Source organism: Vibrio albus, from assembly GCF_003144035.1.
Lineage (GTDB): Bacteria > Pseudomonadota > Gammaproteobacteria > Enterobacterales > Vibrionaceae > Vibrio > Vibrio albus.
In genome coordinates, this window is sequence record NZ_QFWT01000005.1 from 158,977 (window position 1) to 175,804 (window position 16,828).

13 protein-coding genes and 1 pseudogene are annotated in these 16,828 nt (G+C 44.1%); 6 read left to right on the forward strand and 8 right to left on the reverse strand.

Translation table 11 applies throughout. From position 1 onward, the window contains the following. Window positions 1-40 precede the first annotated feature (40 nt). The 3 genes from DI392_RS10645 to DI392_RS10655 form a co-directional block, all read right to left on the reverse strand. Window positions 41-442, reverse strand: coding sequence for a GFA family protein (locus DI392_RS10645; protein ID WP_109319890.1), 402 nt, complete (start codon window positions 440-442; stop codon window positions 41-43). Between the two features lie 256 nt (window positions 443-698). Then, window positions 699-2,675, reverse strand: coding sequence for a methyl-accepting chemotaxis protein (locus DI392_RS10650; RefSeq protein WP_109319891.1), 1,977 nt, complete (start codon window positions 2,673-2,675; stop codon window positions 699-701). A gap of 76 nt (window positions 2,676-2,751) precedes the next feature. Beyond that, window positions 2,752-3,699 carry a substrate-binding domain-containing protein gene (locus tag DI392_RS10655; RefSeq protein ID WP_109319892.1) on the reverse strand — a complete coding sequence of 316 codons (948 nt, stop codon included), beginning with the start codon at window positions 3,697-3,699 and terminating at the stop codon, window positions 2,752-2,754. A 286-nt stretch (window positions 3,700-3,985) separates the two neighbouring features. Here DI392_RS10655 and DI392_RS10660 point away from each other — a divergent pair, with 286 nt between their 5' ends. Further along, window positions 3,986-4,333: a glutathione S-transferase family protein gene (locus tag DI392_RS10660; protein ID WP_109319893.1), complete on the forward strand. Its 348-nt coding sequence runs from the start codon at window positions 3,986-3,988 to the stop codon at window positions 4,331-4,333. Beyond that, window positions 4,333-5,115 carry a DODA-type extradiol aromatic ring-opening family dioxygenase gene (locus DI392_RS10665; RefSeq protein WP_109319894.1) on the forward strand — a complete coding sequence of 261 codons (783 nt, stop codon included), beginning with the start codon at window positions 4,333-4,335 and terminating at the stop codon, window positions 5,113-5,115. Before DI392_RS10660 ends, DI392_RS10665 begins: the two co-directional genes overlap by 1 nt. A 48-nt stretch (window positions 5,116-5,163) precedes the next feature. On the opposite strand, the gene DI392_RS10670 is transcribed toward DI392_RS10665, so the two are convergent. Beyond that, on the reverse strand, window positions 5,164-6,066 hold the full coding sequence (locus DI392_RS10670; protein WP_109319895.1) for a LysR family transcriptional regulator: 903 nt from the start codon (window positions 6,064-6,066) through the stop codon (window positions 5,164-5,166). 206 nt (window positions 6,067-6,272) lie between these two features. On the opposite strand from DI392_RS10670, the gene DI392_RS10675 reads away from it, so the two are divergent. Beyond that, entirely contained in the window at window positions 6,273-7,307 is a 1,035-nt protein-coding gene (locus tag DI392_RS10675; protein ID WP_109319896.1) for an ABC transporter substrate-binding protein, read from the forward strand. Window positions 7,308-7,414: 107 nt separating this feature from the next. Next, complete coding sequence (locus DI392_RS10680; RefSeq protein ID WP_109319897.1) at window positions 7,415-10,132, forward strand: putative bifunctional diguanylate cyclase/phosphodiesterase; 2,718 nt, start codon at window positions 7,415-7,417, stop codon at window positions 10,130-10,132. Between the two features lie 99 nt (window positions 10,133-10,231). On the opposite strand, the pseudogene DI392_RS10685 reads toward DI392_RS10680, so the two are convergent. Beyond that, window positions 10,232-10,426 (reverse strand): annotated as a pseudogene (locus DI392_RS10685) (family 1 glycosylhydrolase); the annotation flags it as partial. Between the two features lie 201 nt (window positions 10,427-10,627). Between DI392_RS10685 and DI392_RS10690 the strand changes: the two are divergent. Then, window positions 10,628-11,284, forward strand: coding sequence for an HAD-IA family hydrolase (locus tag DI392_RS10690; protein ID WP_109319898.1), 657 nt, complete (start codon window positions 10,628-10,630; stop codon window positions 11,282-11,284). Window positions 11,285-11,346: 62 nt separating this feature from the next. Continuing rightward, a complete protein-coding gene (locus tag DI392_RS10695; RefSeq protein WP_109319899.1) occupies window positions 11,347-12,120 on the forward strand; it encodes a TIGR01458 family HAD-type hydrolase in 774 nt (257 codons plus the stop codon). Between the two features lie 54 nt (window positions 12,121-12,174). Here the strand turns inward: DI392_RS10695 and DI392_RS10700 are convergent, their stop codons facing one another. The 3 genes from DI392_RS10700 to DI392_RS10710 are packed head-to-tail and all read right to left on the reverse strand — an operon-like array spanning window position 12,175 to window position 16,719. After that, on the reverse strand, window positions 12,175-12,393 hold the full coding sequence (locus tag DI392_RS10700) for an alternative ribosome-rescue factor A (RefSeq protein WP_109319900.1): 219 nt from the start codon (window positions 12,391-12,393) through the stop codon (window positions 12,175-12,177). A 53-nt stretch (window positions 12,394-12,446) separates the two neighbouring features. Continuing rightward, on the reverse strand, window positions 12,447-13,349 hold the full coding sequence (locus tag DI392_RS10705; protein ID WP_109319901.1) for a response regulator transcription factor: 903 nt from the start codon (window positions 13,347-13,349) through the stop codon (window positions 12,447-12,449). Continuing rightward, the gene (locus DI392_RS10710; RefSeq protein WP_109319902.1) at window positions 13,336-16,719 is read right to left on the reverse strand and encodes a hybrid sensor histidine kinase/response regulator; all 3,384 of its coding nucleotides are present in this window, start codon (window positions 16,717-16,719) and stop codon (window positions 13,336-13,338) included. The genes DI392_RS10705 and DI392_RS10710 overlap by 14 nt, the downstream gene beginning before the upstream one ends. Window positions 16,720-16,828 lie beyond the last annotated feature (109 nt).

A 16,828-nucleotide genomic window follows, 5' to 3' on the forward strand; every position in this document is an offset into this window, starting at 1 on the left:
TAAATAAAACCGTTGTTTCTCTGATATGAGGGCAACGGTTTTATTTCACAAACTGATCGATTTCTGAATCAAACTTAATCCAGCCTTTGGATTTTTCTTCGTAGGTAGAGACTCCCCGTATTGGAAAATCCTGTTCATTAAACAACCCGACTGGGACAATAACATAGTCAGGAGCAAACTCTGTTTTTAGCAACATCGTGTCTCCGCACCGGGGGCAGAAATGGAAAATAATTTCACTCCCGTCTTCATAAATCCGGGTATAAGTGATGACATCGCCATCAATATGAGTCTGCTCGGTAAGAAACCCCACCTGAACGCCAAAAATGCTTCCCGTGCGCAGTTGGCTCTGCAGACACTGAAAAGGGATTGTACTTGCTGGATCACCACTGCACCTAAGTGTGACAAGATTACAGGAGCAAGTCGCTATACGTATTTTGCTCATAAACACTGACCCATAAACGTTACTACCTGTTTTTACTTTAGAACTGACGTGAGTTTTCTCAAGTTTTTGTCAGCGAAATAGTCAGAATTAGAACATCTTTGTGAATAAGATCATCTACTTGAGTGATTGGTGATTAATCAATGAATGATGTTGTGAAGTGTTGGGCTTTATTGTTTGGTTCCTGATTAATCTATAGAAACCGCCTTAAATATGAAGGCGGTTTTTATGGGAGTGATACGAAGAATGAGTGGCTAAATCAGACTCGGAACTTATCAATCAACTGACGTTGCTGTTCTGACTGTTCACGTAGCTGAAGGCTCGATTCATTATTGGCTTCGGCACCTCGGGCGGTTTCTTCTGCCGAATCGCTGATATGTACCACACTGGCACTGATTTCTCTGGCTGTTGAACTCTGTTCTTCCGTCGCAGTTGCAATCTGCATATTCATTTCAACGATTTGTTTGATGACCTCATCCATTTGCCGTAATCCATGGTCAGCCTGTTCTGCTACGGAAATATTGTGGTCATTTTTACTCACATTGACAGCAATGGTATCCACAACAGCCTGAATGAGCTTCTGCATAATTTCAATCATACTCTGGATCTCTTCGGTGGAGCTTTTGGTTCTGCTCGCAAGATTGCGAACCTCATCAGCGACCACCGCAAATCCCCGGCCTTGTTCGCCAGCCCGTGCGGCTTCAATTGCTGCATTCAAAGCAAGCAGGTTGGTCTGCTCTGCAATATCCTGAATGGTTTCGATAATACTGTCGATTTTCTTACCGTATTCATTCAGTTCCTGAGCAGTAAGCGATGTTTTTTCTATTTGTTCGGCCTGTTCTTTAATATTGGTGATGGCTTGTTTAATGCTCTGGCTGACGCCTTCCATTTCTTCATTGGCTTGTTCTGCTGCCATCATGGTGTCCTGAGCCCGTTGGGCGACTTCGGCTACGGAGCTTTCCATTTCCGTCATTGCTGATGCCGTCGTCTCCAGAAGCGTTCGTTGTTGTGAGACTGCCCCGGTGGTTTTCGCGCTTATATTCGCATTTTTATTGGCAACACTTGCCAGTTGTTCTGCCGATGTATTCAGTGAAGAGAAAGTGGCGCGTAAGTTGTCGGCCAGCCCATTCAGGTATCCCCCCAGTTCACCAAACTCATCTTTTGTGGAGTGTATGAACTGGACCCGAAGATCGCCAGCCGTCATTTCTTTCAGCGCCCCACGGAAATTACGCAATGCCTTATGAATCCAGGTGGCGATCCAAAGTGGTACAACAACGGCGATGATAATGGCGACTGAACTGATGGCAAACATACTTTGTTTAATTAGAGAAATGCTTTTGTTTGCGGATCCTTTCGCTTGTTCAACCATCTGTTCAGCCTGAGAAATAAATTCATCAACGGAGTCTAACAGTAACTGTCTGGTGCTATTTGTCAGCCCCAGTAGTTGAGTTGTGGTCTGATTATTCTCATATTGTGAACGGTAAAGATGGTATAAACCCTGATCGGAACGGAGCTCCTTAAGTAATGGATCAAACATGAGAGTAAATAGCTTTCCAATATCCTGATCAGAACGTTTGACCTCATTAAAGTGCTGCTCAATAACTATATCTGTTCCTTCAATACTGGTTGTCAGGCTTTCCATATTGCTATCGGTAAGATACTTATCAAATGCTGACAAGACCTTATTTACCTCTCTTTCCAGTCCGGAAAGAGCGAACCTGAGTTGGCTATCACTGGTAGAGGCGTATTTATTCAGATAATAAGATAGGCGGCGTTTAAGGTTATTGAGTAGTTGTAGTTGCTGGTTAATCTCATGCTCCATTTTTATGGCCGTTTTACGTAATTCAAACAGCTCTAAGACGACAGATTTATGTTCCCGACCAATTGACCGCACCTGTTCGAGAGTTTGTCTCAGCGCCTGATTGTCATTCATAACTTCTGCGGGCAGGTTGGAAATTTCATCCAGAATAGTTTGATCAAGGCTTTGAAACTGAGATTCATACTCTTCGACGGCTTCAACAGTATGGATACTGTAAATGGACATGGTACTTTCATTCTGCATGGCAATGTTAAGCTTTATTTTATTGGCATGCTCAGAGAGCGGTAGTGTCTGGTCTGTGATGGTCGTTAAGCCCTGGTTTATGCTGGCGACTGAAAAATAGTTAACAGCGACCAGTGCGGACAGAGCAAGAAGTAATATGACAAAACCACCAATGATTCTTTGCACTAAGGACATATGGATCTCCTCGGTTAGTTAGGTAGAACGCTTCAGTTACACTGAAGCCGCCTCCCTACGGTTCTTTCTGAATTCGTTAGTCTTTTAGAAATTGCTCGTAGTTATCTGATGTCACCAGCCGAAACGGTACCCAGTGTGGTGAGGGTACGTGCTGGTTAGCCATCATCTGATAACTGGCCTCTACGGCACTTTTTGCCTGTCCTAATGCATCCTGAAGAACCGTGACATTCAGTTCACCAGACGCTACTGATCGTAATGCATCTGGTGTTGCATCAATGCCTCCGGTTAAAACACTGTTGGGATCCCGTCCTGCATCTTTAAGTGCCATGATGGCACCCAGAATCATTTCATCATTATTGGCAACCAGTATGTCGAACTCAATATTTTGCTTCAGCCAGTCAGTAACGACCTTGTAGGCCTGATTGCGCTGCCAGTTTGCCGCTTTGCTGACGACCAGTTCCATGTCAGGGTACTTGCTCATCACATCCTTAACATCCTGTGTTCTCGTCACCGCAGCAGGGTGTGTTGCTTCTCCAATAAGCAGAGCAACCTTGCCCCGGTAATTGGCTTGCCGGGCCAGTTCTTCCATCTGCATCGTTCCTGAGTCGACTTCGTTCGAGCCGACATACAGAGTATTGGGTGGCATAGAACTGAGGTCACTGACGGGCTCTGCGTTGATAAAGATAAGGGGAACCTTTTTGGCAAACTCGAAGAATTTTTTATTTTGCTCTTCATTACCGTCACTCAGGATGATGATGGCATCAGCCCCAACATCCACGTAGCTTTTGACCTGCTCATACTGCGTTTGAAAGTTACCCCCGGCGGAATCGATATAGACCTCATCTCCCGGTATCTGGTCGACGGTCGTTTCAATACCTGAACTGATCAGGTTCCGAAAATTATCTTCCTGACTTACCGTAACCGTAATGAGTTTTCCGTAAGCGGGCGAAAGTACGGTGGCAGTCAGTACACTCAAATATAAAATCAGATTAGCGAAAGTAAGGGAAAAGCAGGGTCTGATCATCTTGTTCTCCTTGGAATCAACAGTCCTAGCCGGTTTATTGTTCTAATTTTAGGGTTATAGGAAGATTAGGTAGTTAGTACTTTTTCTTGAGTATGCTTTAGTAAGCATAGTTAACTTATTTCGGAATGATGCAGTTTCGACCACTTTATGTGAAGTCTGATTATCAATATTTTGTAGATAATAACTCCATGTTTTCGTCATTGTTAATGAAATTAAAAACAAACATACTACGGGGTAAGCGGTTCAGGCGATGGTGCATGAATAAAAGCAATAGGAGAAATTTCTTATGTTAGTAGATGGTAAGTGGACAAAAGACTGGCAGCCGGTACAAGCAAAAGATAGAGAGGGTCGGTTTGTACGACAAACCTCGAGTTTCAGGAACTGGATTACGAAAGATGGTGAAGCCGGTCCTACTGGTGCTGGCGGTTTTAAGGCGGAAAAGGATCGTTATCATCTCTATGTTGCTTATATCTGCCCATGGGCAAGCCGCACATTAATGGTAAGAGAACTGAAACAGCTGCAGGATTACATCACGATCAGCGTTGTTAACCCGGAAATGACGGATCAGGGATGGAAATTCGGCGGCTTTGGTGGCGCGGATATTGTCCCGGTTGGACCTAAGGAGATCCTTTAATGAACCGACAGCCCTCTCTGTTTATTTCTCATGGTTCGCCAATGATGGCGGTAGAAAAGAGCAAGACCTCGGTATTTCTTAGCCGGCTAGGTAAACAACTGACAAAACCGGATGCTGTTGTCGTGTTTTCTGCCCATTTTGATCTGGCGGACAATATTGTTATCACTGCGGGGAAAAATCCGGAAACAATCCATGACTTCTATGGTTTTCCTGAAGAGCTATACAGTATCCGCTATCCTGCTCCGGGAAGCCCTGAGCTTGCAACAGATATTGCCGAGCGGTTTATTCAGGCCGGACTCAATCCGGTACTGGATGAACAGCGGGGCTGGGATCACGGGCTATGGATTCCATTGAGGCTGATGTTTCCTGAAGCGACGATACCGGTCGTGCAAATATCGATCAACAGTCGCTTAGGGGCTCAGCGAAATTTCGATTATGGCCAGCTTCTTGCTCCGTTGCGGGATAATAATGTTCTAATTATCGGTTCAGGAGGCATTAGCCATAATCTGCGTGAACTGTTTAATCCACAGCCAACACCGAACCGAAAAGAGATGGTTCAGGCCTTTACTGACTGGGTCAGTCAGAAGCTGGGATCCGGAGATACACAGGCGTTACTGAACTATATGGATGATGCCCCTTATGTTCTGTTTAACCATCCGACTCAGGAGCATTTTCTTCCGTTAATTGCGGCAATGGGTAGCGGGAAAAACGGATCGGCAAAGAAAATACATCAGGATACGGAATACGACATACTGGCGATGGATGCATACTTGTTCGCCTGACAGCGGGTCAAAGCACTATGGCAGAGCCCAAAAGTAATCGACCTGAACTTAAAACTGATCCCAGTAGGGCTCAGGGCCATAGTAATCACTGGCAAAGTCGATAAAGCTTCGTATTTTGCTTGGAAGATATTTCCGGTTTGCATACACCATGTACAGGCCCATAGGGTGAGGCTCATAATCATGAAGAATGCGTACCAACCGTCCTTCTGACAGCGCTTCACCGGCGATAAAGGTGGGCTGAATGGCAATACCACCACCACTGATGGCAGCATCAACTAAAATGTCGCCGTTGTTTGCCGTGAGTCTGGGTTTGAAATGGAGTTCCTGTGCTCTTTTCCCAAACCGGGAAAAAACCACGGCACTGTCTGAATAACTGTATTTCAGATAGTGGTGGGAAGGCAAATCCTGTGGCGTCTCTGGCGTACCATGTTCCTGCAGGTAGTCAGGAGATGCCATAATAACAATATTGATAGGCGCTATTTTTTTAGCTATCAGTGTGGAATTGTTTAACTTTCCGATTCTTAGTGCAATGTCGACCCCTTCTTCGACAATATCTACTTTAACATCCGTCAGTTTCAGATCGACTTCTACATCGGGGAATTTTTTCTGGAAGTCGACTAATAGCCGGGAAAGGTGCCTGATACCGAAAGAGACAGGCGCGCTGATAGTCAATACACCGGATACCTTTTTATGCAGGTTGGTCAGTGCGTCTTCCATTTCTTCAATGTCGAGCAAGACCTGTTCACAACGCTGACAATACAAATGCCCGGCTTCGGTCGGGCTGACTTTTCTGGTTGTTCTGTTGAGCAAACGTGTATGCAGGGAGTCTTCGAGTGCAGAGACATACTTACTGGCCAGTTGAGGAGAAATCGCCAACTTCTCTGCTGCTCTGGAAAAAGATCCTTCCCGGACAACAGCCAAAAAGGTCCTCATTGTATCTAATTTATCCATATTAAGGTTGTTCTATTCTCAGGTTGTAATTGGGCATCGATATATTAGGGCGTGTTACTAGTTACTATCTTAATCTTTTCCGTTAGCTCTGGCATAGGCTTCTCGCAATAATCTTGTCTTAGATACTTTATTCTTCTAATGTTACAATAAGTAACAATTTATTAGTGACGGTGTCACTTTTCTGTGTAGGTCAAGAAGGCCGGGATATGAATAAAAAGATTGCTCTGTTTTTGTTGTGCTTTCTGGGTGGGATTTCTTCCTCTTTTGCTGATGAAATCAGAATTTATACGTGGGAAGACTATTTTTCCGAAGAGGTACTCCGCCAGTTTGAAAAAGAGACGGGCCATGTGATTAAGCAGGTCTATTTTGAGAGTGAAAAGCTCAGGGACGAAGTGATATCGAGCAGCAGAGGCGAATCGTACGATTTATTCATCATGGACGGGTACACACTTAGCGTATTTGCCTCTAACGGTGTTCTCAACAAGATCGATTTTAGCACTCTGAAGAATACGGATAATATTGATCCCAAAGCGATACAGGCGTGCGGCTCCTATGGTGTGCCATACACATGGGGTACGATGGGAATAGGATATCGCGAAAATAAGGTGCCTGGTCCGGTTCGTTCCTGGAATGATCTGTTTAACTATGCCAAAGAGCATAAAAACACAGTAATGATACCACTTGATGATATCGATACCATTGCGGTAGCACTACTGGCTCTTGGTTATAACCCAATGGAAGAGGACGAATCCGCCCTAAAGGAAGCGTATCAGTTATTGAGTGAAGCTAAAGGTAACTTGCTGGATTTTCGCACCGCCAATTCCTATGTTATGGAAAAAGGGGAAGCTTCTGAGCTGGATATGGCAGTCGTTTATTCAGGGGAAGTGTACTCTATCGCTAAAGACTCATCTCAGGATGACTGGAAATATACGGTGCCGGAAGAAGGGTCGTTAATCTGGTACGAGTGCTTTGCGTCTGTGGCACAAAGACCTCTGAATGAGGCCTCGTTGATGTTCCTGGATTTTATTAGCCGACCCGATATTGCGGCTAAAAATGCGGAGGAGATCTGGTTTTCGACAGCCAACCAAGCAGCATTAGAATTGGTCAGCGACGATTATTTACAGGATGAAGAATTATTCCCGGATGCAGAGACATTGAGCCGCAGTACGGTATATAAACCAATCGGTACTTCAGGTTTGAGGTTGAGAAACCGTATAATCAGTGTATTGGACAAGGACTAGGAAGCATCGTGAGACTATCAGTAAAAGTAAACTACATACTCTTCCCTGTCATCTTCTTCATTTTCTCTCTGGCCGGGCTCTACTCTTATTATACGCAGAAGTCTATAATGCTTGAGTCTGTAACAGATAAATTAAAATATGAATCTGAATATATAATAAAAGATCTGGAAAAAAATGTTCTGGAATTAGGAGGTATGACAGATCTTTTCCTAAACAGCGTAGAAGTCACTCAGCTGTTAAATGAGTCTGAGACAGATCTCTCTGTGATGGTTATTGAGTCTCAGTTGTCTAAATATATAGAAGGTTTTCGTATTTCTTTTGGTGAAGTTCGATCTTTTAATATTTTGGATGACAAGAAAGAGAGTATATATCATTTTAATCTTAATGATCCGTTTGCGACTCCTGTTTTGTCAGACAATCTCAATGTTTATATTGATGATGTGGCAAAGAAAATAGGAAAAAAAGGTTCAGTTGAACTGGCAACAACATCATATGAGTTAATCTATAATGATGATGGTAAATCATTGTTAAACATTTTCAGAACATTTTCTCCTGACATACCAATTACTAGTAATCGTTTTCCCGGTAATGTTAATGCTTATACGGCTGTCATTGAATCTTATCTGGATGTTGAACAACGTTATACAGAATTATTAAAAGGGAATTTTGATGATAATGTTAAAATAAATTTTTATCCAAGAGGGGTCGTGAGTAATTTTGATAGGGATATTCATCATGAAATCAAGGTGGACAAAAAGCATATAGGAACGGTTTCTAGTGATAGCTTTTTATCTGTTACGATCGAAATTCCAGATGAATACTTTTTGTCAAAAATGGAACCCTATAGAAATACCATTATAAGTGTAGTTATAAATATAAGTATTATTACTTTTATACTTCTTAAATTGCTAATACAGAGACAGATTATACGGCCGATAGTGTCTCTAACCGAGCAAGTGGAAGAAGCCATTAATGGCGGATACAATTTACTGACTAAAATAGAAAGAAAAGATGAAGTCGCCTCATTAAACAACAATTATTTAGAGTTGTTTGATGAACTTAATAAAATGGCCAAATATGACCATCTAACTGGCTTAACCAATCGTAAATTCTTCAATAGTTCTATAGAAACGGCAATAAACCATGCAGAAAGGTATAGAACAAAGAGTGCATTGTTGTATATCGATATCGACAACTTCAAGTATGTTAACGATACATTTGGTCATCATATTGGTGATCTACTGTTAAAGTCTTTTGCCAAAAAGCTGAATCAAAGTCTGAGATCGTCTGAATTGTTGATTCTGAGAAATACCGATTATGAAATTTCCAGGTTGGCTGGTGATGAGTTTGCGGTTCTTCTCATGGGCATGCCTAATACCGATGCTATAGCACATATAGCCAAAAGAGTTGCTGGCTTATGCCAGAATGGATTTGATCTTGATGGTGCGAATTATGACGTGAGATTGAGCATTGGTATTTCTGTTTGTCCTGACGATGCAGACGAAGCTGAACTATTGCTAGTCAGGGCTGACTCGGCGATGTATCAGGTGAAGAAAAAGGGCAAGAACGGATTTCAGTTTTATTCGAAAGCATTAGATGAAGAGCTAAAAAGACACGCTCTGATCGAGGAAGAAATAAAGTTATCGTTAGAACAGGAGACGTTCTATTTGGTTTATATGCCGGTATTTGACTGCCGGAATGGCAGGTTAGTAGGAGCAGAATCGTTGTTACGCTCTTCTTCTGAGTTGTTATCCACATGTGGTCCGGCCGAATTTATTCCAATTGCTGAAAGTAGTGAATTAATTAGAGACATTGACTATTGGGTTATTGAGTCATCAATTAAAAAATTGAAAGAGTTAATAGATAAATTTCGGTTTGACGGAACGATATCTGTTAATTTTTCAGCATGGGAGTTGAAAAATGAGAACTTTGCTCACGATCTTTCTTTATTAATAAAAAAATACTCAGTTCCTGCGTGTCAATTAGAACTTGAAATTACAGAAACGCATTTGATTATTGATAATGTGCAGCATATTTCTGTATTGAACGACATTAAATCATTAGGGGTACACCTTGCATTAGATGACTTTGGCACCGGTTATACGGCGTTCAGACAGTTGATGAACTACCCTGTTGATACGTTAAAAATTGATCGCTCTTTTATCGACGTTATTGATATTGATAGCTGTGAAGAGAGACTGCTTGTTGATATTATCGTGGAATTAGGTGAACTATATCATTTAAATGTAGTGGCGGAGGGCGTTGAAACACAGCATCACTTTGATTATGTCAGAAAGCTTGGCTGCGACCGGGCCCAGGGCTACTTTTTATCCAAGCCTATAGAGTGGGAAGAGTTAGTTGAGTTATATCAAAAGCATACTCCTAAGTTAGATTATGTTTCGCAAAGAAGTGAACATGAATTAATCTTTAAAACGACAACCGGCAGTGTTTCCGTTCACACTGACAGAAATCTAATGGTCATTGACTATAGAGGCCTGATTACTTATGACTTGGTTGAATACGTAATCAATAGCATCGATATGTGTGTACCACATCTTACAGAGGAGAAATGGGGTGCATTGGTTATCAATGATTATGTTTATGATATTTCGGATGAGGTCAAAAAGGGAATTAATACGTTAGTGACGGTTTGTCTTGAACATGGTTGTATTGAAAGTGCCTATGTTATAAAAAGTGATGAGGCGGTAAAACAGATTAAAGGCTTTAGAGACAGGGCTAACCTCGCGAATAATTTGTCAGAAAAAACATTTAGCTCTGTCAGGTTGGCTAAAGAGTATCTTACTGAAAAACTCAAAGAATCGTAAAAAAAGAATAAGATGAGCTGTCAATAAAAAAGGCGAATATTACTTGTTAAATAAAAACACAGTTAATATTCACCTTTTTTTATTTACCGGTCAGTTATATCAGACATCTGCCCCATTTGATTGGATAACCTGTTTATACCAGTCAAAGCTTTTCTTCTTCGAACGGGCAAAATCACCCGTTCCATCGTCATGGCGATCAACATAGATAAAGCCATAGCGCTTTTTGTATTCTCCAGTGGTGAAAGAGACACAGTCAATGCAGCCCCATGGTGTGTAACCAAGCACGGCACCCCCCAAAGGAAATTATCCGGGAATCCAGATTTACTCATATTTTTCACCTTATTCTATCCGTTAAAATTCAGGCCGGTTCCAGCCTTAAGAGTAGTATATGGAATTATTGTTACCGGTTCCATGACGATTGTTGCGCGCCTATATTAGGGTTGAGATTTCATTATTAAACTGTTTTTATAGAGGAAACGATAAAGGAGAGAATGTATGAACTTTAAAGGCTTACTGTTTGATTTAGATGGAACCCTGGTCGATTCCGGTGCGGTTGTCGATCGAGCCTGGCTGCGATGGTGTAAAAAGAATGGGTTGGATTTTGCAGAGGTAGAGAAAGTGCTTCATGGCCGACCGGCTCGCGAGACCGTTAAGATGTTTTTACCCGAAGCCGATGAAAAGGTGATAGAGCGGGAGTTTCAGTGGTTGGTGGAAGTAGAAAGTACTGATATTGAAGGGGTCGTCGCGCTACCCGGAAGTATTGAATTTATCCAGCGGGCCGCTGAGCTGAATGTACCCTGGGCGATAGTGACTTCCGGAACGCTACCTGTTGCAACCGCACGGATTAAAGCCAGCGGAATACCTGAGCCGGAATTTCTGATCACTCCGGAATTAGTGAAACGAGGAAAGCCGCATCCGGATCCATTCCTGCTCGGCGCGGATAAGCTGGGGCTCGATGCTAAAGGCTGTATTGTCTTTGAAGATGCTCCCGCGGGGCTCAATGCTGGTAAGGCGGCACAATCTATGACGGTTGCCATTATGAGCCGCTACTCTGAAGAAGAACTGCCGCCGTCTGATGATTATGTCAATTCGCTGGCCGAGTTGGACATTGTGGAAGCCGAAGAGGGGTTTATTCTTCAGCGTAAGGGGTAAAGTCAGTTGTGCTCAGCCCTTGTGACCTATAATTACCATTGATAGATAAGAGAGGGCTGGGTATGAATCGTCTGGATAATATAAGCGGTATTCTGTTTGACCTCGAGGGGGTGCTGTTTGTTGGTGAGCAGTTGATCGATGGTGCTGTTGAGACGGTTCAATACCTTAAACAGAAACATATCCCGTATCGTTTTGTTACCAATACCACCACTAAATCCCGTGGTGAGCTTGCGTATAAAATGCAGCGGCTTGGTTTTGCTGTCGAAGCCGATGAGATATTAACCGCTCCGTGTGCAGCCAGTGCTTATCTGCAAAAGACCAATCCTGCATCCTGTTATCTGTTGGTTGCCGATGCAGTGAAGGAAGAGTTTTCTGCTTTTTCTGTATCAGAGGAGAACCCTGATGTTGTCGTGGTTGGCGATATCGGGCCTGTGTGGAACTACGATATTGTTAACAGGGTATTTCAGATGCTGATGTCCGGCGCTGAGTTAGTTGCCCTCCACAAGAGTAAATACTGGCAGACAGTGCAAGGGCTACAGGTCGATATTGGTGCCTTTATTGCGGGCCTTGAGTATGCCTCAGGTAAGCCGTCTGTGGTGATAGGTAAACCCTCAGAGGCTTTTTTCAGTGCCGGCATTCAGGCGCTGGGATATCCGAAGGAAAAAATACTGATGGTTGGGGACGATATTGAGTCAGATATCGGTGGAGCACAAAAGAGTGGTATTTGTGGCGCGTTGGTACGTACCGGTAAATATCGTGAAGATATCGCGGTGACTTCCTCTGTCACGCCGGACATCATTCTTGATTCCGTCGCGGATCTGAAAAAATATTTCTGATCAGTCATACATTCAATACGATTAAGAGTAAAGAACCCTGTTCAAAATCAACGTTTAAGCTGCTTTTGAATAGGGCTCTTTGCCTCTATGTTTCGCTTTCCTCTGGAAGCTGCCTTTACCTTTTTTAGCTTTTTCTACTTTGGCTTTAAACAGTGGACTGGTTACCAGTGCTTTCAGCGCATTGTCATTAATCTGACCTCTTCCTGTTTCCACATCTTTATGCTGAGTCTGATGGGATTCAACAGGAGTTAAATGGCGTTGTTTCTTACCCATTATGATTTCTCCTCTGATTAGGTGGCTGATTATTAATTAATCAGAGGCAGAAATCAAACCTGTTCTAGTAAGCGAATTGAGATACTGGCGGCGGCAGTGCGGTTATCAACGTCCAGTTTTTTATATATCTGCTCCAAATGTTTGTTCACCGTTCTTGGTTTCATGTTCAGTATGGTCGCAATTTCCCAGTTGGTTTTGCCAAAAGAAAGCCAGTACAGTACCTGTGATTCCCTTTTGGTGATATTCAGTTCCCTCTGCAGGTCTTCTTCCGTTCCAACCTTCTTTGGGGTAACCAGTCGGATCAGAGAATGTAGCTGATCATATTCTCCGGCGTATTCAGCCTGTAAAGGGGGATCAAAGTGATTAAGAGACAGAGGTTCCTTCTGCTCTCCGGATAGCAACCACAGGGCGATATCCGGCTGGATACTTGCCCAGGTTTCCAGAAGCTCTCCGTTTATTGTTTCGATCAGTTCCTGGGCATGTGGTGTTGCCCATTCCAGACGACCTTGTTTTGATACGCAGAATATATACTGTCCGGCATAATCCAGCGCGACTTGTGCGGACTTTGCCAGTTTGGCGTTGTGGCTGTGTACCTTAATGCGCGCCAATACTTCGCCCGGAACCACAGGCTTAGTAATATAATCGACTCCGCCGACTTCAAACCCATGTATGACGTGCTCTGAGTCATTCAGGCCGGTCATAAAAATAATCGGTGTAGAGGGCAATTTTTCTTTTAGTTTCTGGCAGGTATCAAACCCGTCCATTTCCGGCATGATTGCGTCCAGAAGTACGACATCGGGCTGAACTTTTTCCACAATCGATAATGCCTGTGCGCCGCTGAGTGCGACTAACACGGTAAGCCCGGCCTGATTCAGGGTGGCATTCAGCATACCGAGAGACTCTGGTGAGTCATCAACAACTAAGACAATAATGTTACTGGATTCAATAATGCTCATTTATTAACTCATTCAAATTATGTACGATTTTTTCAAAGTTGCATTGTGATGCATCGTTGCGTATTGAGCCGAAAAAAGCTTCGTTTGTGACACCGGAATTTATCATTGCGTCAAGCTTCTCCGAGAATGCGGACATAAACCCAATTTCTGCATAATCCAGTAACTGGGTTAGTTCTTCACGTGGCGGGATGACTTTTTGTTCTTTTTGTTCGGTTATGGCGGGAGACATAATTTCTTCTTCAAAACACCAGTCAATAGGAAGCAACTTGCTCAGTTTTGCCAGCAGTTGTTCGCGTGACAGGGGCTTGCTCAGATAATCATTATGATACTGAGCCAGCATATTGCTTTTTTCCAGTTCGTGGATATTGGCCGACAGCATCATAATCGGGCTGCGGATACCCTTTTGCCTGAACTGAATCGCCAGTTGCCAGCCGCTGGTTTCTGGCATGGTAATGTCCAGAATATAAAGATCGATAGGGTGATCTTCCACCATTTTCATCGCCTCAGTCGCACTGCCGGCCTGAAGCACGATAAAGCCAAGAGGTGTCAGAATATTGCTGACCAGGTTGCGCTGATCTTCAATATCATCAACCACCATAATGGTCTGTTGAGCGCCTTCATAACCAGTAACTGTCTGATTGACCAGTTCTGGAAGTAAAACCGGACTCTCGATGGCAGAAATCATCATTTTCAATGTAAAAGTACTGCCGGAATTAAGCGCACTCTGACAGGAAATTTCCCCTCCCATCAGTTCGGCAAGCGCATTTGAGATAGTCAGGCCAAGGCCGGTTCCGTGAATGGTTCGGGTATGGTTTGTCTGTACCCGCTCAAAGGGATTAAAAATGTGCTGGATATCCTGCTCTGATAGCCCTATTCCTGTGTCCTGAATGGAGAAACAGACCACCTGATTCCTGTATGTAACCGTAAAACAGACCTTACCCTGTTTCGTATATTTAATAGCGTTATTAAGCAGGTTGATCAGTATTTGTCTTAGCCGTTGTTTATCGGTAGCAATATGTACCGGCAGGTTAGTACATGGGTGATACTCAAACGTAAGCCCTTTTTTGGATGCCTCCATACTGAACATGTCAGCAAGCTGATCCAGCATGGTTGGAAGGTTAAACTCGTCCCGTTGCAATTCCAGACGTCCCGCTTCAATTTTCGATATCTCAAGCAGGCCTTCCAGTAAGTCTGATAAGTGGTTACCGTTACGCTGCAGAATATTGGCGTAATCTCTGGTTTGCTGATCAAGCTTTCTGTCATCACAAAGTAATTGTGCATAGCCAAGAAGAACATTAAGCGGGGTACGTAACTCGTGGCTGAGCCCGGCTAAATAACGACTTTTCGCGTTATTGGCAGTTTCCGCAGACTTTCTGGCTTTTTCCAGCTTTTTGGAGGTTCTTTCATGGGCACTGATTTCCTGAGTGAGCAGCTGGGCGTGGGCTTTCAATTCAGTGATGGCGGTTCGGCTGCTATTGCGGGCCAGAACAAACAGGCCGCTGATAATGCCGATAGGGATAAGCAGTATCACAAAGGACTTAAGCATTCCTCCGGTGATGGTATGCATATTATCCGGGGCCAGAGAAGGGATCTGGCTGTAGGCAATCATAAAAATAGCCGCCATAAGGCTGCTGACCATTGCCATTACAATAATAAACTGGCTAACCGGGGCTGATAGTTTGTTCAGCCATGGCTCGGGGATAGCCGGGGTAAGCAGCGTTTTTATCTGCTGAAGAATGGTCGCCTTTGGCCGGCATTTGTCATGACACCGCACATCCAGAGAGCAGCACAGGGAACAGATGTGTCCTCCGTAAGCCGGGCAATAGGCCATATCTTCAGGTTCGAAAGTGTGTTCACAAACAGAGCAGATTAGCTCTGAATGTTGGTTGACCGGAATATCAGTCCCTGAGGTGACCAGATAAAACTGCCCCTTAGTTAACCATGCAATAGCCGGAGCGGTAATAAAGGGCAGAGCGAATGCGATATATGAGGCAAAGGCTTTCGCCTCTTCATTAAACATATCCAGATGAGCGGCGATTCCGACAGAAGAGGCAATTAACATGGAGCCTAGCCCGACGGGGTTGATGTCATACAATTTCGAACGTTTAAATTCGATACCCGGAGGGCTTAACCCCAGCGGCTTGTTGATAATGAGGTCTGCAACCAGACTGCCTATCCATGCCAGTACCAGTACAGAATAGACCTGCAGTGTTTTTTCCAGCAGTTGATAGACGCCCAATTCCATCAATAACAGCGCAATAACGACATTAAATATCATCCAGACAACGCGTCCCGGATGGTTGTGGGTAAGCCGGGAAAAGAAGTTTGACCAGGCCAGTGAGCCGGCATAAGCGTTGGCGACGTTGATCTTCAGCTGAGACATAATCACAAATACACCAGCAGCCAGCAGAGCCAGCTTGGTGTTTTCAGTCATATAGCTGAAGACCGTGAGATACATGTGGGCAGGGTCGCCGGCTACAGAGACCCCAAAGCCATGACTGATAGCCAGCCAGGCCAGATAGCTTCCAAGTACCAGTTTTGCTGCACCAAACAGCATCCAGCCCGGCCCGCCAAATAACATGGACAGCCACCACTTCACACGGCCGCACTGTTTTTGTTCCGGCAGAAAACGAAGAAAGTCTACCTGTTCACCTAACTGGGCCACAACGGCCAGCAACACAGCAGATGCACCACCAAACATTAACCAGTTAAAGCTGTCCCCGGCTTCATTTATTCCGCCATAGGCCAGCCAGCCGTCAATCTGTGATTCCGGGTGGGTAAAGACATAGAACAGGGGCAATAGCTGCATGATCAGCCATAATGGCTGTGACCACATCTGAAAACGGCTGATATGGGTGATGCCAAGGATCACCAGAGGGATCACCGCAACGGCACTGATGATATATCCCCAGACCAGCGGGACACCAAACAGCAATTCAAGTGCCATGGACATAATGGCCGCTTCCAGGGCGAAAAAGATAAAGGTGAAAGAAGCGTAAATCAGAGAAACAATCGTGGAGCCGATATAGCCAAACCCTGCTCCCCGGCTGAGGAGGTCAACGTCTACACCATATCTGGCCGCGTAATAACAGATAGGGATACCGCTGAAAATAACCACAGCAGAAACGGCGGCGATTGCCCATAACGCATTGACTGAACCGTAGGAAAGGGTGATCGACCCCCCAAGCGCCTCCAGAACCAGAAAAGAAACAATACCGAGAGCGGTATTGGCTATCCATGTCGCTGACCATTTTCGGGCGCGTTTCGCTGTAAAACGCAGCGCGAAATCCTCCAGCATCTCGTTGGCGACGAGCTTATTGTATTTGCGTCGGTTTACCGGAACCTTTGGCATAGTGGGGTGTTCTTTCATCCATAATAAATAATTCCGGGCTGCACTCCTTGCAACCGGGTAAGGCTCAACTGTCCTCGCGCGCTAGTATATATTATTGTCAATAATTCTGCCTATGCGTTATTTGACG